A 16,706-nucleotide genomic window follows, 5' to 3' on the forward strand; every position below is an offset into this window, starting at 1 on the left:
CGCGCAGAGCGCGGCTTTGAAAAATCAGTGCCTCAGGATCAGATCTTGACGCTATTCATGTACTGGTTGAACGGGAACTCCGAGAAACGATTCCACAGGATCTGGTCGCGCTGGAAGGCACGCATGTCCTGGTGGATCTTCTTGAACTCGGGCGACTTGGCTTCGTGCTCGGCAAACACTTCCATGGAAGCCTTGAAGCCTGCGTCCATCACGGCCTTGGGGAAAGCCTTGAGCTGGGTCTTCTCGGCCACCAGCTTCTTCAGTGCGATCGGGTTGAAGGCGTCGTACTTGGCGGTCATGTCGGTGGCGGCAACCTTGCATGCCGCGTCCAGGATGGCCTTGTTCTCGTCCGACAGAGTGTTGAACTTCTTCAGGTTAATGAAGAACTCCAGATCGGCGCCACCTTCCCACCAGCCTGGGTAGTAGTAGTAAGGCGCAACCTTGTTGAAACCCAGCTTGGCATCGTCGTAAGGTCCGACAAATTCGGAAGCGTCCAAAGTGCCTTTTTCAAGCGCTTGGTACACATCGCCGGCAGGCATGTTTTGTGGCACCACACCCAGTTTCTGCATGGCTTCGCCGAACACGCCGCCGCCCATGCGCATCTTCAGGCCCTTCAGATCGGCGACCGTCTTGATTTCCTTGCGATACCAGCCACCCATCTGGGTGCCGGTATTGCCTGCGCTGGCGGTCTTGAAGTTGTACTTGGAGAAGAAAGCGTCGAGCAGCTTGCGGCCGTTGCCGTATTCCTTCCAGGACGTGTTCTGGCGCGCGGTCAGGCCGAAGGGCACAGCGCAGCTGAAGGCGAAGATCGGATCCTTGCCGGTGAAGTAGTAGGCCGCCGTCTGGGCCATGTCGATCGTGTCACCCTGGAGCGCATCGACCACACCAAAAGCGGGCATCAACTCGCCGGCTGGGTGGACAGAGATCTCGAACTTGCCGCCGGACAAGGCCTTCACGGTCTTGGACAGCATTTCAGCACTGCCGAAGATGGTGTCCAGGGACTTGGGAAAGCTGGAGGCCAGGCGCCAGCGCACGGCGGCCTGGGCATGCACCGCAGGCGCAACGCCGGCAGCCAACACGCCAGCGATACCGGCATTTTTGATAAGGGAACGACGATCCATGTATGGTTTCTCCTGAAGGGTTATCGGGTTTTCAGATTCCGCATTGATCTGCCAAATAGTCGATCAAGCCAATCGCGATGATTGCAATGACTTGTAGCGATGAACAGAGCTCTTATATTTTGTCACTTTTCTCATCAATCGCTCACCCGTTCTTACCCCTAGATTGACGCCAGAACGTCAATCAAAATCCACTGCCATCCATGCCGGTCGACTTGATTCAGGCCACCGATTTGAGACCGGGGTGAGGGCCATTACCGGCCCTGCTCAGCGCGCCGAAACGCGTGATGATGGCCGCTTCAATGCCGGCCGCATCCAGGCCCTGCAAGGCCAGCAGCTTGGCCGGCTCGCCATGCTCAGTGAACTCGTCCTTCAAACCCAGTTGCAACAGCGGCTTGGTCACGCCAGCGGCCTGCAGCGCTTCACTCACGGCGCTACCGGCACCGCCCATGATGGCGCCTTCTTCCAGCGTCACCAGCGCCTCATGGCTGGCCGCAACCTGCAGCAGCAGCTCGGTATCCAGCGGCTTGGCCCAGCGCATGTTGGCCACGGTGGCACCGAGTTTTTCGGCCGCCTGCAGCGCTGGGTAAAGCAGCGTCCCGAAAGCCAGGATGGCGATGCCCGCACCTTCACGGCGAATCTCGCCCTTGCCCAAGGGCAGCGATTGCAAGCCGGCCTCGGGCTCCACGCCGGCACCGGCACCGCGCGGGTAACGCACGGCCACCGGATGGTCTTGCTCGAAGGCCGATGTCAGCAGCTTGCGACACTCGTTTTCGTCGGCAGGACAGGCAATACTCATATTGGGGATGCAGCGCAAGAACGGGATGTCGTAAGCACCCGCATGCGTGGCGCCATCGGCGCCCACCAGGCCGGCACGATCCAGCGCAAACACCACCGGCAGATTCTGCAAAGCCACATCGTGAATCAGCTGGTCGTAGCCGCGCTGCAAAAAGGTCGAATAAATCGCCACCACGGGTTTCAGCCCCTCGCAAGCCATGCCAGCGGCAAAGGTCACCGCATGCTGTTCGGCGATGCCGACATCATGGTAGCGGCCGGGAAAGCGCTGGTGGAACTCCACCATGCCCGAGCCCTCGCGCATGGCCGGCGTGATGCCGACCAGGCGTTTGTCCTTCTCCGCCATGTCGCAGAGCCAGCGGCCAAAGACCTGGGTGAAGGTCTGCTTGGCCGGCGTACTGGACTTCTGCAGGCCCATGGCCGGATCGAACTTGCCGGGGCCATGGTAGGCAATCGGGTCGGCCTCGGCCAGCTTGTAGCCCTGGCCCTTCTTGGTGACCACATGCAGAAACTGCGGCCCGGCGCCATTGGCCATCAACTGCTTGATGTTTTCCAAGGTCGGGATCAGCGACTCCAGGTCATGGCCATCGATAGGGCCTATGTAGTTGAAGCCGAAATTTTCAAACAGGGTGGCCGGCACCACCATGCCCTTGGCATGCGCCTCCAGCCGTTTGGCCAATTGCAGCAAGGGTGGCGCCACGCTGAGCACCTGTTTGCCCACATGCTTGGCCGAAGCGTAAAAGCGTCCGCTCATCAACTGGGCCAGGTAGCGATTCAGCGCGCCCACGGGCGGGCTGATGCTCATGTCGTTGTCGTTGAGCACCACCAGCAGCTTGCAGTGGTCATGAACGCCCGCATTGTTCAGGGCTTCAAAAGCCATGCCGGCGCTCATGGAGCCATCGCCAATGATGGCCACCGCGTGACGGTCCTCGCCCTTTTGCTGAGCCGCCAGCGCCATGCCCAGCGCGGCCGAAATCGAGGTGGAAGAATGCGCGGTGCCAAAGGTGTCGTACTCGCTCTCGTCACGGCGCGGAAAACCCGACAAGCCGCCAAACTGGCGCAAGCTGCTCATGCGTTCGCGCCGGCCTGTCAGGATTTTGTGCGGATAGGTCTGATGACCCACATCCCAGACCAGCCTGTCCTCGGGCGTATTGAAGACATAGTGCAAGGCCACCGTCAGCTCCACGGTGCCGAGGTTGGAACTCAAATGGCCGCCGGTTTTGGAAACGCTGTCGAGCACATAGGCACGCAACTCGTCGGCCAGGCTTTTCAGCTGGGCGCGGGGCAATTGCCGCAAGTCGGCAGGACTGTTGATAGTTTCAAGCAAGAGAGGCATCCTGATGCATTTGATTGGTTGTGACGAGACCGGGTCGGCGGATCAATGGTGGCGATTGACCAGCATGTCGGCCAAGGCCCGCAAGGCAGTGGTGTGCTCAAGTCCGCTGGCATCCAGGCTGACCAGTGCTTGCTCCAGCAGTCGCTGCGCATAGTCTTTCGAGGCTTGCAAGCCCATCAGTGAGACAAAGGTCGGCTTATCCTGAGCCGCATCCTTGCCGGCCGTCTTGCCCAGCGTGACCGAGTCAGCCGTGACGTCCAGAATGTCGTCCACCACCTGAAACGCCAGGCCCACCGCCGCGCCGTAGTCGCGCAAGGCCATTTCGGCGGCCGGCGTGGTGGCGCCACAAGCCGCTCCCATCATCACGCAGGCCTGCAGCAGCACGCCGGTTTTCAAGCGATGCATTTCGTGCAACTGGGTCGAATTCAGGGGCAGGCCCACGCTGGCCAGATCTATCGCCTGGCCACCGGCCATACCCTGAAAACCAGCCGCCTGCGCCAGCATGCGACACAGGCGGGCCTGCGTGGCGGCATCCACCGAGTCGTCATCGGGCGTGAGAAATTCAAAGGCCAGGGCCTGCAGGGCATCGCCGGCCAGCAAGGCCTGTGCCTCGCCGAACTGGATATGGACCGTGGGCTTGCCGCGGCGCAGCACATCGTTGTCCATGCAAGGCATGTCGTCGTGCACCAGCGAATAGGCGTGAATCAATTCCACCGCGCAGGCCGAGCGCAAGGCCGCGTGCGGATTGCCATTGACCGCTTCGCAAGCCGCCAGTACCAGCAAGGGCCGCAGACGCTTGCCGCCATCGAGCACGGCATAGCGCATGGCGTCCCCCAGGTCGGCGGGCGCGGGCGCAGAGGTCGGGCAGGCAACCCAGCGGGACAAGGCCTCTTCGACGCTAGCCAGCTGTTGTGCGCTCCAGGCGCTCAGCGAAAAGCTCAAGTGTGTGGGATGTTCAGGGGCGTTCAATCGATGCTCTTTCTGGCTAGGCTAGGCGTTTTGCACGGCAGCTTGCCCGCGGCAGCTGCTTGTTGAATTACTCTTGCACCCAAGGCTTGAGTTCCGTGCCTTCCAGCACCTTGATCTGGGTTTCCACGGCTTGCAGCCGATCGCGACAAAAGTTCAGCAGTTGCGCGCCGCGCTGGTAGCCCGTGAGCAACTGGTCCAGCGGCAACTGGCCCGACTCCAGACTGCTGACCAGCCCTTCGAGCTCCTGCAGCGCGGCCTCATAGCTGGCTGGCAATACGGGGGCAGCCTGGTCAGCCTGAGGGGCGGACGCAGGGGAAGAGGTAGAGGAGGTCGAACTTTTGGCCATGGTATTTGGAAGAAGGCCTGATTTTAGGCGGTTGCAAGAGAATCCGGACGCTGGCGCCTAACGCCAGGGCCAGCCCGCCATTATCCTGCGACAGGCGCAACCCCCTTCAAAACGCCCCGCGCGGGTACAATTGATAACAGTTCTCGATCACCGTGTTCACCGCGCTGGTCTGTTTTCGGTGCCCGGCTTGTTCACCCATGGGCCGTTGCCAGGCCCGCTTATCTACCTGGTTTTTCACCTGCCGCCACAGCCGTCTGGGGTGGCGTGTTCACAGAAATTGCATGTCTGATCCAAGCCTTCGCCTGTTGCAAGCCACCAGCCAACTCCCTATTTCCAGCTACTTTGATGCCGGCCTTTTCCAGCGCGAGCAGCAAAAGCTGTTTGCCCGTGGGCCGCGCTACCTCGGCCACGAACTGGCCGTGCCCGACCTGGGCGACTACTACGCCCTGCCCCATGAGGGCGAAGGCCGCGCGCTGGTCAGGAATGCTTCCGGCATAGAGCTGATTTCCAATGTCTGCCGCCATCGCCAGTCGACCATGCTCCAAGGCCGCGGCAATACCGGCAGCAACATCGTCTGCCCGCTGCACCGCTGGACCTACAACACCTCGGGCGAGCTGATAGGCGCGCCGCACTTTGAAGTCGACCCCTGCCTGAACCTGAACCGCTACAAAACCAAGACCTGGAACGGCCTGGTGTTCGAAGACAACGGACGCGACATTGCGGCCGACATGGCACAACTGAGCCAGACGTCCGGCTATATGGCCGACCTGGATTTTTCCGGCTACCAACTCGACAAGGTGCACATACACGAGTGCAACTACAACTGGAAGACCTTTATCGAGGTCTACCTGGAGGACTACCACGTCGGGCCCTTCCACCCCGGCCTGGGCGGTTTTGTCACCACCGATGACCTGCGCTGGGAATTGGAGCCCCATTACTCCGTGCAGACCGTGGGCGTGTCCGACAAGCTGGGCAAGCCCGGCACCGATGTCTATAAAAAATGGCACGACGTGGTGCTGCAATACCGCAAGGGTGCGGCCCCCAAATACGGCGCGATCTGGCTTACCTACTACCCGCACATCATGATCGAGTGGTATCCGCACACGCTGGTGGTCAGCAGCTTGCACCCGCAGGGACCGGACAAGACCCTCAATGTGGTGGAGTTTTTCTATCCCGAGGAAATCTGCGCCTTCGAGCGCGAGTTCATCGAAGCCCAGCAGGCCGCCTACATGGAAACCTGCGTCGAGGACGACGAATTGGCCCTGCGCATGGACGCCGGCCGCAAGGCGCTGATGCTGCGCGGCGACAACGAATTCGGCCCCTACCAAAGCCCCATGGAAGACGGCATGCAGCACTTTCACGAGTGGTACCGCCGTGAAATGGGCGCCAGCAAAACCACGCAGACCATCTGAAGACATGGCGCCGGCCTTCAATAGCTATATATTTAATAGCTGCTTGCGCCCATCCTTATTGGCCTAGAGCCATATTTCATCAATAAATTCGCAGAAAGCACGCCATGCAGGCTGTCTGGATGATCCTGTCCTCGTTGCTGTTTGCAACCATGGGCGTTTGCGTCAAGTACGCATCCGAGTACTTCAACAGCTCCGAACTGGTGTTTTACCGCGGCGTGCTGGGCATTATTTTCATGGCCGTCTATGCCCGTGCCCACGGCACCAGCCTGCGCACCCGTTTCCCGGCCATGCATGCCTGGCGCAGCGTGATAGGTGTGACCTCGATGTTGGCCTGGTTTTACGCCATTGCCCACCTGCCGCTGGCCACCGCCATGACGCTCAACTACATGAGCAGCGTCTGGATTGCCGCCTTTTTGGTCGGCGGCGCCCTCATGCTGGGCCGCTCGGGTCCCAAGGGACCCAAGCAGGGCCCGCTGGTGCTGGCGATTTTGGCCAGTTTTGTCGGCGTGATCATGTTGCTGCGACCGGCCATCGACCAGGACCAGACTTTTGCCGGCCTGGTCGGCCTGCTCTCGGGCATGGGAGCGGCTTTTGCCTATATGCAGGTCATGGCGATGGGCCGCCTGGGCGAGCCCGAAATACGCACGGTGTTTTATTTTGCCGTCGGCACCATGCTGGCCGGCGCCCTGGGCATGCTGGTGACCGGCAGCTCCAGCTGGAACTGGCAGCAGGCGCTGTGGCTGCCGCCCATAGGCCTGCTGGCCTCGCTAGGCCAGCTCACCATGACCAAGGCCTACTCCATGTCGCAAAACCATGGCGCCACCCTGATGGTGGCCAATCTGCAATATTCGGGCATTGTGTTTGCAGCCCTCTACAGCCTGGTTCTTTTTGGCGACAATATTCCCTGGATGGGCTGGGCCGGCATGGCGCTCATCATCGTCAGCGCCATTGCTGCCACCATGCTGCGGGCGCGCGCCGCACCCGACGCGCCCGCCGAAGAACATTGATGCCTGACTCAAGGAGCATGAGATGAGCTACACCACCCTGATTTCCGCCGAGCAACTGCAGTCGCTGATGAGCAGCGGCCAGCCCCTGCGCGTGTTCGACTGCAGCTTTGACCTGATGCAGCCACACGCCGGCCAGGAGCAATACCTGGCCGCGCACATCCCCGGCGCCGTCTATGCCAACCTGGACACGGCGCTCAGCGCCAAACACGGCACCCCCGGCGCCCACGGCGTGATCACCGCCAGCGGCGCCGATGCGCCGGCCTCGGGCGGGCGTCACCCGCTGCCGAATCGCGAAAAATTTGCCATCTGGCTCTCCAGCGTCGGCCTGGCCAACGACATGCAGGCCGTGGTCTACGACCGCAACGGCAACAATTACTGCGGCCGCCTCTGGTGGATGCTGAAATGGGCCGGTCACGACAAGGTCGCCGTGCTCGATGGCGGGCTGCAGGCATGGACAGCGGCGGGCGGGGCGGTAAGCAGCGGCAAGGAAGCGGCGCACTTTCAAACCGCCTTCATGCTGGCGCCGCCGCTGGTGGCGCTTATCGACGCCAAAACCGTGGAAAACCAGCTCGGACGTACAGCCCAGACCCTTATTGATGCGCGCGCCACGCCACGCTTCAAGGGCGAGATCGAACCCATGGATCCGGTGGCCGGCCACATCCCGGGCGCGCTGAACCGGCCTTTCAGCCAAAACTTCGGCCCCGATGGCAAGTTCAAGCCGGCCGACCAGCTCAAGGCCGAGTTTGAAGCCCTGCTGGGCCAACGCGAGCCGGCCACTGTCATCCATCACTGCGGCAGCGGCGTCAGCGCCCTGCCCAACCTGATCGCCATGGAAGTCGCCGGACTGGGCCGCACCGGCCTGTATGCCGGCAGCTGGAGCGATTGGGTCAGCGACCCCGACCGGCCGGTGGCGCAGGGCTAGCCCGGCATCAACACCGCCACACTGGCACACGTCAGCAGCAGGCCCAACATCATGCCCGCCGTGCTGCCGTCGGCGATATCGCGGCGCACGTTCAAAACCTGAAGCAGGGCTGACACAGCCTTGGCCTCCGGCTCAAGGCAAATTCAAGTTGTAGACCCGGCGCGCAGCCGGCCCAAGCCGCCCACGGCAGCAACCTAAATGCCGCACCGGCCAAAAACTGGTGCTACCATTTCATGAAACTGGTTTCAGAAAGCCACCAAAGCCTGGCCTTTTTCAGACTTTTTCAGCCCATTTCAGATGTCCACCCAAACACCCAAGCGAAGCGCCAGCCCCGCCCCACTCCAGCCCACCGCACGCGCCACCATTGCGGATGTCGCGCGTCAGGCTGGCGTCTCCAAGGCCACGGTGTCGCGCTTCCTGAACCACCGCGAAAAACTGCTCACGCCCGACATTGCCACGCGGGTGGAAGTTGCCATTGCGGCGCTGGCCTATAGCCCCAGCCCGATGGCACAGGCCCTCAAGCGCGGCCGCTCGCGCCTGATCGGACTGGTGGTGGCCGACGTCACCAATCCTTTTTCGGTGGCGGTGTTGCGCGGTGCCGAAAAAGCCTGCCAGGAAGCCGGCTACCTGCTGATGCTCTTCAACCTGGGCAATGACAGCCGCTGCGAAGCCAAGGCCATTGAAGCCCTCACCGCCTACCAGGTGGAAGGCCTGATCCTGAACACGCTGGGCCAGGATGCCGGCACGGCCGCCGAGGCCGCCCGCCACGGCAAGCCGGTGGTGCTGGTGGACAGGCGGCACCAAAACATGCAAGCCGACTTTGTCTCGCTCGACAATGCCGGCGCCGTACGGCTGGGCGCGCAGCACCTGGTGCAGGCCGGCTACCGCGAGCTGCTTTTTATCTCCGAGCCGATCCGGGAAGTGAGCTCGCGGATGGAGCGCGCAGCGGCTTTTCGCAGCTTTGTCAGCGACGCCAGCGCTGACGTGGCCGGCCACACTTTTGAGAGTCCGGCAGACGACAGCGAAGGACTGGACCAGGCACTGCGCAGCCTGCGCCAACGCGCTGGCGGGCGCCTGCCCGGCGTGCTTTCCAGCAACGCCGTGGTCACCTTGCGGGTCGTGGCAGCGATGGCTCGCCTGGGCTGGCGCCTGGGAAGCGACCTCGGCCTGGTGGGCTTTGACGACACCGAATGGTCGCCCTACGTCGGCCCGGGACTGAGCACCATCGCCCAGCCTACCGATGAGCTGGGCCGGATAGCCGCAGGCTGCCTGATAGAGCGGCTCAAGGGCCTGAACCTGCCGCCGCGCCAGATTTTGCTGTCCGGCAAATTGGTGCCACGCGGCTCCAGCAGCCCAGATCGCTGAGCACAAGAGACTTCATTAACAAGGGTTTTCCCTGAGTTACCAAGTGGGTACGGATTCTTCTATAATTCCGTGAAACCGGTTTCAGAGCTTCTTCAAAATCTTGAAGAAAAGCCCTGACTCCAGCCTTCAGGAAATCTTGTACCCACTACAGTGATCCAAGCGCTTGCGCCCTTACCGACGCCAACGCTCCTCGCATGAACTACACATTTCAATTCGGTGACGTCTTTGCAGCCTGGCCGCTGTTACTCAAGGGCACTTGGAGCACCCTGCAGCTATCGCTGCTGGCCATGCTGTTTGGGCTGATGCTGGCCATCGTCTGCGCCTGGGGCAAAACCGCCGGCCCCAAACCGCTGCGCTTTCTGATCAACGCTTATATCGAGCTGATCCGCAACACGCCGTTTCTGGTGCAGCTGTTCTTCTTCTTTTTTGCCTTGCCCGCGCTGGGCCTGCGCTGGTCGGCCCACACCGCGGCGCTGACCGCCATGGTCGTCAACCTGGGCGCTTACGCCACGGAAATCATCCGCGCCGGCATCGAGTCGATTCCCAAGGGTCAGATCGAAGCCGGCCTGGCGCTCAATCTCAAGCGCCACGAAATTTTTCGCTTCGTCATCCTCAAGCCGGCGCTGAAAGCGGTCTACCCGGCACTGACCAGCCAGTTCATCTTGCTGATGCTGAGCTCGGCCGTGGTGTCGGCCATTTCCGCCGACGACCTGACCTCGGTGGCCGCCAATCTGCAGTCACAAACCTTTCGCAGCTTTGAGATCTACATCGTGGTCGCCGCGATCTACCTCTTGCTGGCGCTGTCCTTCTCAGCGCTGTTCCGCCTGATCTACAAGGCCAGCCTCAACTACCCGGACCGTCGATAATGCGTACCTTCGGTTTTCCTGAATTCCTCTTCATCCTTGAAGCCGCCAAGTGGACCATCGCGCTGTCGCTGATCGCCTTTGCCGGCGGCGCGATAGGCGGGCTGATCGTGGCGCTGAGCCGCACCGCCGACAACCGTCTGGCGCAATGGCTCTCAAGTGGTTTCATCCAGATTTTCCAGGGCACACCGCTGCTGCTGCAACTCTTTCTGGTCTTCTTTGGCGCGCCCATTCTGGGCCTGGAAATCAATCCCTGGGTGGCCGCCGGCATTGCGCTGATTCTCAATAGCAGTGCCTTTCTGGGTGAAATCTGGCGCGGCTGCATTCAGGCCATTCCGGCCGGCCAGGTCGAAGCCGCTCACGCCCTCAGCCTGTCCTACTATTCCCGCATGCGCGACGTGATCCTGCCGCAAGCCTTTCGCATTGCACTGGCGCCCACCGTCGGCTATATGGTGCAAATCGTCAAGGGCACCTCGCTGGCCGCCATCATCGGCTTTGCCGAAATCACGCGCGCCGGACAGATTATCAACAACGCCACCTTTCAGCCCTTGCTGGTTTTCAGCGTGGTGGCGGCAATTTACTTCGCGCTGTGCTGGCCGCTGTCCTTGCTGGCTGCCCGCATGGAACGAAAGCATGCCGCGGCGCTGGCCCGCTGAGCCGGCCCGCACCTAACTCTTTCCTGTCGTCTTTTTCCTCACTTCAATTTACGGAGAATCACCATGATCAAGCATATGCAACGCCGCGTTTTCACGGGCACCGCCCTGGCTCTGGGCCTGGCTGCCACCCTGTCGGCATGGGCACCTGCTGCCAGCGCACAGTCGGTCGCCGATCTGAAGAAAAAAGGCGAGCTGACCGTCGGCATGCTGGTCGATTTCCCTCCCTACGGCACCATGAACGCCAGCAACCAGCCTGACGGCTACGACGCTGACGTGGCCCGCTTGCTGGCCAAGGATCTGGGCATCAAGGTCAACATCGTTCCCGTGACCGGCCCCAACCGCATTCCCTTCTTGCTGACCAACAAGGTCGACCTGCTGATCGCTTCGCTGGCCATCACGCCCGAGCGCGCCAAACAGGTCCAGTTCTCCACCCCCTATGCGGCCGCCAGCATTGTTTTGTACGGCGCCAAAAAGGTTGACATGAAAGCCGCCCCCGACCTCAAGGGCAAGCGCGTCGGCGTCGCCCGCGCCAGCACGCAAGACCTAGCACTGACCGCCGTGGCGCCAGAAGGCACCGAAATCCGCCGCTTTGACGACGACGCTTCGGCCATGCAAGCCCTGCTGTCGGGCCAGGTTGACGCGATTGGCTGCTCCACCACGGTGGCAGCACAAATTGCCAAGCGCGCCCCGGCCAACACCTTTGAAAACAAGTTCTTGCTGCGCCAGCAGGTGATGGGCGTGGCCATGCGCCCAGGCCAGGCTGAATTGCTCAAGACCGTGGACGACTTCGTGGCCCGCAACAGCGCCAACGGCGAGCTCAACAAGCTGTACCAAAAATGGCTGGGCACCGATCTGCCCAAGCTGCAGTAAACCGGCCCTCCAGGCTATCCGGCTTTTTCGCTGACCACCTTGCCGACAACGGTGCTTATCCATGACTGACACAACGCAATCCCCCAAGCCTGCCGCCGGCAGTGCCGAACCCATCATCCGCATCGAAGCGGTCGACAAGTGGTACGGCAAGTTCCAGGTGCTGACCGACATCAACCTGAACGTCGCCGCCGGGGAGCGCATTGTGGTCTGCGGGCCTTCGGGCTCGGGCAAGTCCACCTTGATCCGTTGCATCAACCGGCTCGAAGTCGTGCAAAAAGGCCGCATCGTGGTGGACGGCATAGACCTCACCGCCGGTGGCAAGAATGTCGATTCCGTGCGCCAGGAAGTCGGCATGGTGTTTCAGCAGTTCAACCTGTTTCCGCACCTGACTATCTTGCAAAACTGCACGCTGGCGCCCATGCGCTCGCGCGGCCTGAGCAAGGATGAGGCCGAAACCATCGCCATGAAATACCTCAAGCGGGTGCGCATCCCCGAGCAGGCCAACAAATACCCCAGCCAGCTCTCGGGCGGCCAGCAGCAGCGTGTGGCGATTGCCAGAGCCCTGTGCATGACGCCCAAGATCATGCTGTTTGACGAGCCCACCTCGGCGCTGGATCCGGAAATGGTGAAAGAAGTGCTGGACACCATGATCGGCCTGGCCGACGACGGCATGACCATGCTCTGCGTCACCCACGAAATGGGCTTTGCCCGCAGCGTGGCCGACCGCGTGATCTTTATGGCCGACGGCAAGATCATCGAGCAGGCGCCACCGCAGCAGTTCTTCAGCAATCCGCAGAACGAAAAAACGCGCAATTTCCTGGGCCAGATTCTGAACTCGCAGCATGCCCACTAAAGCGTCAGCCCCCCCCATACTGATTTCCCTGACCGCCTTTGGCGCCGCCGAAGTGCGGCGCCACGGCCAGCTCTGGTTTACCCAGCTGGGTTTTGCCGCCGGCGCCGATGGCATTGAAGTGCGCAGCGAGTTGCTGATCGATGCGGCCACGGAACTCCCCGCCATTGCCCAAGCCGTGCGCGCCGCCGGCAAGCAGGTGGTGTATTCCTGCGCCGACTACCTCTGGGCGGCCGATGGCACGCTGGACACCTCCGCGCTGGAACGCGTCCTGGCCTACACCCAGACCCTGGGTGCAACGCGCCTGAAAATGTCCATAGGCGGCTTTAACGCATCATCGCTGGCCACACTGGTGCCGCTCAAGCAGCGCCTGCAGGCCGCCGCCGTAGAACTCGTGATCGAGAACGACCAGACCCCGCAAGCCGGCACCCTGGCCGTGATGCAAGACTTCTTCGCCACCGCCAATGCCAACGAGCTGTTCCTGGGCATGACCTTTGACATGGGCAACTGGCACTGGACTGGCGAATGCCCGTTGCAGGCCGCCAGCGCGCTGGCATCGCAAGTGCTCTATGTGCATTGCAAGGGCGTGCAGCGCCAGCCGCAGCGCTGGGTTGCCGTGCCGCTGGCCGAGTCCAGCGCGCCCTGGCGCGCCGTGTTGCGCGCCCTGCCGGCCGACATGCCCTGGGCCATCGAATACCCGCTGATCGGTGACGACCTGCTGGCCGTCACGCGCCGCGAAGTCGATCAGCTGCGCACCATTGCCGCCACCATGGCGGCCCGTACCCCTTCATAAAAACCGCATTAAGAGAGCCTCTCATGACAAGCACGCTGGACGTTATTACCTTTGGCGAAGCCATGATGCTGCTGGTGGCCGACCGACCCGGCCCGCTGGAGCATGCCGAGGCCTTTTACAAGCGCACCGCAGGCGCCGAAACCAATGTCGCCATTGGCTTGGCCCGCCTGGGCCTGAAAGTGGGCTGGGCCAGCCGCCTGGGCACCGACTCCATGGGCCGCTATCTGCTGGCCGCCATGGCCGACGAAGGTATTGACTGCTCGCATGTCATATGCGATGCCAACCAAAAAACCGGCTTCCAGTTCAAGAGCAAGGTGCTCGATGGCAGCGACCCGCAGATCGAATACCACCGCAAGGGTTCGGCCGCCAGCCACATGAGCGAAGCCGATGTCGACCAGGACTGGCTGCTGTCGGCCCGCCATCTGCACGCCACCGGCGTGTTCGCGGCGATCTCGGCCAGCACCCTGCCGGCCGCCCGCAAGACCATGGACATCATGCGCAGCGCCGGCCGCACCGTGTCCTTCGACCCGAATCTGCGCCCCACGCTGTGGGCCAGCACCGAGCTGATGCGCGAGTCCATCAACGAGCTGGCCACGCGCGCCGACTGGGTGCTGCCCGGCATGGAAGAAGGCTTGATCCTGACCGGTGAAACCACGCCCGAAGGCGTGGCCCGCTTTTACCGCCAGCGCGGCGCCAAACTGGTGGTCGTCAAGCTGGGCGCAGCAGGCGCTTACTTTGACAGCGACAGCGCCGGTTGCGGCCATGTGGCTGGCTTTCCGGTGGCCGAGGTGGTCGACACCGTGGGCGCCGGCGACGGCTTTGCCTGCGGCGTGATCAGCGCCCTGCTCGACGGCCTCTCCGTGCCCGAAGCGGTCAAGCGCGGTGCCTGGATTGGCGCCCGCGCCGTGCAGGTACTGGGCGACAGCGAAGGCCTGCCGACCCGCGCCGAACTCCAGGCTGCCCAACTTTAAACAAAGAGGTTTTTGCCATGCGCCAACAGGTCCTGGTCTTTCGCGAACTGCCCTCCGACCAGCTGGCGCGCCTGCAGGCTGCGCATGAGGTCACCGTTGCCAACCCGCGCAAGCCCGAGCAGCTGCCGGCCTTTCGCGCCGCCCTGGCCACGGCCGATGCTTTGATCGGCTCCAGCTACCCCGTTGACGAGGCCCTGCTCGCCAGCGCGCCGCGACTCAAGGTGATCTCCAGCGTCTCGGTTGGCGTCGACAACTACGCGCTGCCGGCCCTGGCCGCGCGCGGCATCATGCTGTGCCACACGCCCGGCGTGCTGGATGAAACCGTGGCCGACACGGTGTTTGCGCTGCTCATGGCCACCAGCCGCCGCGTCGTCGAACTTTCCAACCTGGTGCGCGAAGGCCGCTGGACCAAAAACATCGGCGAAGAATTATTCGGTTTCGACGTGCACGGCAAGACCCTGGGGCTGCTGGGCTTTGGCCGCATCGGCCAGGCGATTGCGCGCCGCGCCGCGCTGGGCTTTGGCATGCCGGTGCTCTACCACGCACGCCGCCCGGTCGACCTGGCCGCGCAAGCGCCCGAGCTGCAAGGCCGCGCCATACACACCCCCATGAACGATCTGCTGGCGCGTGCGGACATCGTGGTCGCCATGCTGCCGCTGTCGAGCAGCACGCGCGGCATGATCAACGCCGAGGTGTTTGCGGCCATGAAGCCGGGCGCGATTTTCATCAACGGCGGACGCGGCGCCACCGTGCAGGAAGACGCCCTGCTGCACGCCCTGGACCACGGCAGCCTGCGCGCCGCCGGGCTGGATGTGTTTGCCACCGAGCCGCTACCCTCGGACTCGCCGCTGCGCACTCACCCCAAGGTCACGCCCCTGCCCCACATCGGCTCGGCCACCTTTGAAACCCGACACGCCATGGCCGAGCTAGCCACCAGCAACTTGCTGCAGGCGCTGGCGGGTGAGCGGCCGGCGGCGGTGTTTGCGTCGACGACTTAAGCATTACGCCAAAGGCGTAGAAACTATCATTTTGATAGCTGGCTACGCCGATTCCATCTGCACTACAAGCCTTTTTTTCTTGAATTTCCAGTGAATGGCGCAACACCCGCATCGCCGCCATCACAGCTGGGAACCCAATAGCGATGCCAGCCGCTCCATCAGTTTTTCGTTCCACGGCCTGTTGGCCCATGCCTCATAACTCACTCGGCGCGCCCGCCTGAGATCATCTTCAAAAACGCCGGTCTGGCGCTCGGCAAAAACCGTGTCGAACACATTGAGATTGGCCTCGTCGTTCAGGCGAAAGGAACGGTTGTCGAAATTGGTGGAACCGACCGAGACCAGCAGCTTGTCAACAATCATGACCTTGCAGTGGTACATCGTGGGCTGGTACTCGTAAATTTTGGCGCCGGCCTTGAGCAGCGGCCCCCAGGTCCCGCGCGAGGCCGCGCGCACAGTGTCGGTATCTATGATTTCGCCGGGCGTGATGATGCGAATCTTGACGCCACGATGGAGCGCATCGGTCAGCGCCTTGCTGGTGAGTTCGTCCGGGACAAAATAGGCGCTGGACAGATCGATGCTGCGATCCGCCGCCGTGATCGACAACTGGTACATCAGCTGCATGCTCTCGCTGCCGCCCGAGGGTGAGCTGGAAAACACCTGGGCTTCGCTGCTGCCTACAGGCTGCAGGGCCGGGAAATAGGCTTCGCCGTGCATGACCTCGCCCGTGACCTTGAGCCAGTTGTCCATGAAGACGGCCTGCATTTGAGCGATGACCGGGCCTTCGATGCTGAAATGGGAATCGCGCCAGTGTTCGGGGTCATTGCCCGAGCCGGTCCATTTTGGGGCGATGCCCACGCCCCCGGTAAAGCCGGTCTTTCCGTCAACGACCAGGAGCTTGCGGTGGGTGCGGTTGTTCAGGCGCGCCAGGTTGTACCAATGCGGCTTGTGAAACTTGCGAATCTCCACACCGGCAGCCTCCATTTCCTCTATGAAGGAAGCGTCAATTTTGGCGCTGCCCACCCAGTCCAGCAGCACATGAACTTTGACGCCGGCGCGGGAGCGCTCGGCCAGAGCCGCCGCAAACTCGCGGCCGATTTCGCCCGACCAGTAGATATAAGTCTCGAAGGTAATGCTGCGTTGCGCACTGCGAATCGCTGCCAGCATGGCCGGGAAAATCTGCTCCCCATTGAGGAGTTCTTGCGCGCGGTTGCCGCCCACAATGCTGGGGCCCAGCAGCGAACCCATGGCCCGGCGAAACTGTGGGTCGCTGCTTGAATACAGACGGGTCAACTTGCGGTCCACACTTTTTTCGCCAGTGGTGAAGTTCACTGCGACCAGCACCCCGACCAGAGTCAATAAAAGTGTGATGGCGATGGTTGACACAAAACGGGTCTTTTTAATCATCTTGCCCAATTCGGCATTCAACGAAATCGAC

Annotated in this window: 16 protein-coding genes; 11 read left to right on the forward strand and 5 right to left on the reverse strand. The window is 62.2% G+C overall.

The annotated features are described in order from the left end of the window. Positions 1 to 38: 38 nt before the first annotated feature. From BM160_RS03220 to xseB, 4 genes are all read right to left on the reverse strand, one after another. On the reverse strand, positions 39 to 1,121 hold the full coding sequence (locus BM160_RS03220) for a TRAP transporter substrate-binding protein (protein WP_092000294.1): 1,083 nt from the start codon (positions 1,119 to 1,121) through the stop codon (positions 39 to 41). A gap of 217 nt (positions 1,122 to 1,338) precedes the next feature. Beyond that, complete coding sequence (gene dxs / locus BM160_RS03225; RefSeq protein WP_092000297.1) at positions 1,339 to 3,249, reverse strand: 1-deoxy-D-xylulose-5-phosphate synthase; 1,911 nt, start codon at positions 3,247 to 3,249, stop codon at positions 1,339 to 1,341. A gap of 42 nt (positions 3,250 to 3,291) precedes the next feature. Next, positions 3,292 to 4,218, reverse strand: coding sequence for a polyprenyl synthetase family protein (locus BM160_RS03230; protein WP_177218894.1), 927 nt, complete (start codon positions 4,216 to 4,218; stop codon positions 3,292 to 3,294). Positions 4,219 to 4,285: 67 nt separating this feature from the next. Continuing rightward, complete coding sequence (gene xseB / locus BM160_RS03235; protein ID WP_092000302.1) at positions 4,286 to 4,564, reverse strand: exodeoxyribonuclease VII small subunit; 279 nt, start codon at positions 4,562 to 4,564, stop codon at positions 4,286 to 4,288. 281 nt (positions 4,565 to 4,845) lie between these two features. On the opposite strand from xseB, the gene BM160_RS03240 reads away from it, so the two are divergent. The 11 genes from BM160_RS03240 to BM160_RS03290 all read left to right on the forward strand — a co-directional run bounded on the left by BM160_RS03240 (position 4,846) and on the right by BM160_RS03290 (position 15,271). Beyond that, positions 4,846 to 5,976, forward strand: a complete 1,131-nt coding sequence (locus BM160_RS03240; RefSeq protein ID WP_092000305.1) for an aromatic ring-hydroxylating oxygenase subunit alpha — start codon at positions 4,846 to 4,848, stop codon at positions 5,974 to 5,976. Between the two features lie 104 nt (positions 5,977 to 6,080). After that, a complete protein-coding gene (locus BM160_RS03245; RefSeq protein WP_092000308.1) occupies positions 6,081 to 6,983 on the forward strand; it encodes a DMT family transporter in 903 nt (300 codons plus the stop codon). A 22-nt stretch (positions 6,984 to 7,005) separates the two neighbouring features. After that, entirely contained in the window at positions 7,006 to 7,905 is a 900-nt protein-coding gene (locus BM160_RS03250; RefSeq protein WP_092000310.1) for a sulfurtransferase, read from the forward strand. Positions 7,906 to 8,202: 297 nt separating this feature from the next. Further along, positions 8,203 to 9,270 carry a LacI family DNA-binding transcriptional regulator gene (locus BM160_RS03255; protein ID WP_092000313.1) on the forward strand — a complete coding sequence of 356 codons (1,068 nt, stop codon included), beginning with the start codon at positions 8,203 to 8,205 and terminating at the stop codon, positions 9,268 to 9,270. A 194-nt stretch (positions 9,271 to 9,464) separates the two neighbouring features. Then, positions 9,465 to 10,136, forward strand: coding sequence for an amino acid ABC transporter permease (locus BM160_RS03260; protein ID WP_092000316.1), 672 nt, complete (start codon positions 9,465 to 9,467; stop codon positions 10,134 to 10,136). Further along, positions 10,136 to 10,789, forward strand: a complete 654-nt coding sequence (locus tag BM160_RS03265; RefSeq protein ID WP_092000319.1) for an amino acid ABC transporter permease — start codon at positions 10,136 to 10,138, stop codon at positions 10,787 to 10,789. Before BM160_RS03260 ends, BM160_RS03265 begins: the two co-directional genes overlap by 1 nt. A gap of 63 nt (positions 10,790 to 10,852) precedes the next feature. After that, on the forward strand, positions 10,853 to 11,659 hold the full coding sequence (locus tag BM160_RS03270; protein WP_177218895.1) for a transporter substrate-binding domain-containing protein: 807 nt from the start codon (positions 10,853 to 10,855) through the stop codon (positions 11,657 to 11,659). 61 nt (positions 11,660 to 11,720) lie between these two features. Then, on the forward strand, positions 11,721 to 12,512 hold the full coding sequence (locus tag BM160_RS03275) for an amino acid ABC transporter ATP-binding protein (protein WP_092000323.1): 792 nt from the start codon (positions 11,721 to 11,723) through the stop codon (positions 12,510 to 12,512). After that, complete coding sequence (locus BM160_RS03280) at positions 12,502 to 13,302, forward strand: sugar phosphate isomerase/epimerase family protein (protein ID WP_092000326.1); 801 nt, start codon at positions 12,502 to 12,504, stop codon at positions 13,300 to 13,302. Before BM160_RS03275 ends, BM160_RS03280 begins: the two co-directional genes overlap by 11 nt. Before the next feature lie 23 nt (positions 13,303 to 13,325). Further along, entirely contained in the window at positions 13,326 to 14,273 is a 948-nt protein-coding gene (locus BM160_RS03285; protein WP_092000329.1) for a sugar kinase, read from the forward strand. A 17-nt stretch (positions 14,274 to 14,290) separates the two neighbouring features. Beyond that, positions 14,291 to 15,271, forward strand: coding sequence for a 2-hydroxyacid dehydrogenase (locus tag BM160_RS03290; RefSeq protein WP_092000334.1), 981 nt, complete (start codon positions 14,291 to 14,293; stop codon positions 15,269 to 15,271). A 120-nt stretch (positions 15,272 to 15,391) separates the two neighbouring features. Here BM160_RS03290 and BM160_RS03295 read toward each other — a convergent pair whose 3' ends face one another. After that, positions 15,392 to 16,675, reverse strand: coding sequence for a phospholipase D-like domain-containing protein (locus tag BM160_RS03295; RefSeq protein ID WP_177218896.1), 1,284 nt, complete (start codon positions 16,673 to 16,675; stop codon positions 15,392 to 15,394). Between the last annotated feature and the right edge of the window lie 31 nt (positions 16,676 to 16,706).

This window comes from Polaromonas sp. OV174, assembly GCF_900112285.1.
Lineage (GTDB): Bacteria > Pseudomonadota > Gammaproteobacteria > Burkholderiales > Burkholderiaceae_C > Polaromonas.

Excerpts from the sequence above, each read along its gene's own strand:
- BM160_RS03270 (WP_177218895.1), top strand. The coding sequence starts at position 10,853 with ATGATCAAGCATATGCAACGCCGCGTTTTCACGGGCACCGCCCTGGCT.
- BM160_RS03220 (WP_092000294.1), bottom strand. The coding sequence starts at position 1,121 with ATGGATCGTCGTTCCCTTATCAAAAATGCCGGTATCGCTGGCGTGTTG.
- BM160_RS03280 (WP_092000326.1), top strand. The coding sequence starts at position 12,502 with ATGCCCACTAAAGCGTCAGCCCCCCCCATACTGATTTCCCTGACCGCC.
- BM160_RS03285 (WP_092000329.1), top strand. The coding sequence starts at position 13,326 with ATGACAAGCACGCTGGACGTTATTACCTTTGGCGAAGCCATGATGCTG.
- BM160_RS03250 (WP_092000310.1), top strand. The coding sequence starts at position 7,006 with ATGAGCTACACCACCCTGATTTCCGCCGAGCAACTGCAGTCGCTGATG.
- BM160_RS03290 (WP_092000334.1), top strand. The coding sequence starts at position 14,291 with ATGCGCCAACAGGTCCTGGTCTTTCGCGAACTGCCCTCCGACCAGCTG.
- BM160_RS03255 (WP_092000313.1), top strand. The coding sequence starts at position 8,203 with ATGTCCACCCAAACACCCAAGCGAAGCGCCAGCCCCGCCCCACTCCAG.
- dxs (WP_092000297.1), bottom strand. The coding sequence starts at position 3,249 with ATGCCTCTCTTGCTTGAAACTATCAACAGTCCTGCCGACTTGCGGCAA.
- xseB (WP_092000302.1), bottom strand. The coding sequence starts at position 4,564 with ATGGCCAAAAGTTCGACCTCCTCTACCTCTTCCCCTGCGTCCGCCCCT.
- BM160_RS03260 (WP_092000316.1), top strand. The coding sequence starts at position 9,465 with ATGAACTACACATTTCAATTCGGTGACGTCTTTGCAGCCTGGCCGCTG.
- BM160_RS03240 (WP_092000305.1), top strand. The coding sequence starts at position 4,846 with ATGTCTGATCCAAGCCTTCGCCTGTTGCAAGCCACCAGCCAACTCCCT.
- BM160_RS03245 (WP_092000308.1), top strand. The coding sequence starts at position 6,081 with ATGCAGGCTGTCTGGATGATCCTGTCCTCGTTGCTGTTTGCAACCATG.
- BM160_RS03275 (WP_092000323.1), top strand. The coding sequence starts at position 11,721 with ATGACTGACACAACGCAATCCCCCAAGCCTGCCGCCGGCAGTGCCGAA.
- BM160_RS03295 (WP_177218896.1), bottom strand. The coding sequence starts at position 16,675 with ATGATTAAAAAGACCCGTTTTGTGTCAACCATCGCCATCACACTTTTA.
- BM160_RS03265 (WP_092000319.1), top strand. The coding sequence starts at position 10,136 with ATGCGTACCTTCGGTTTTCCTGAATTCCTCTTCATCCTTGAAGCCGCC.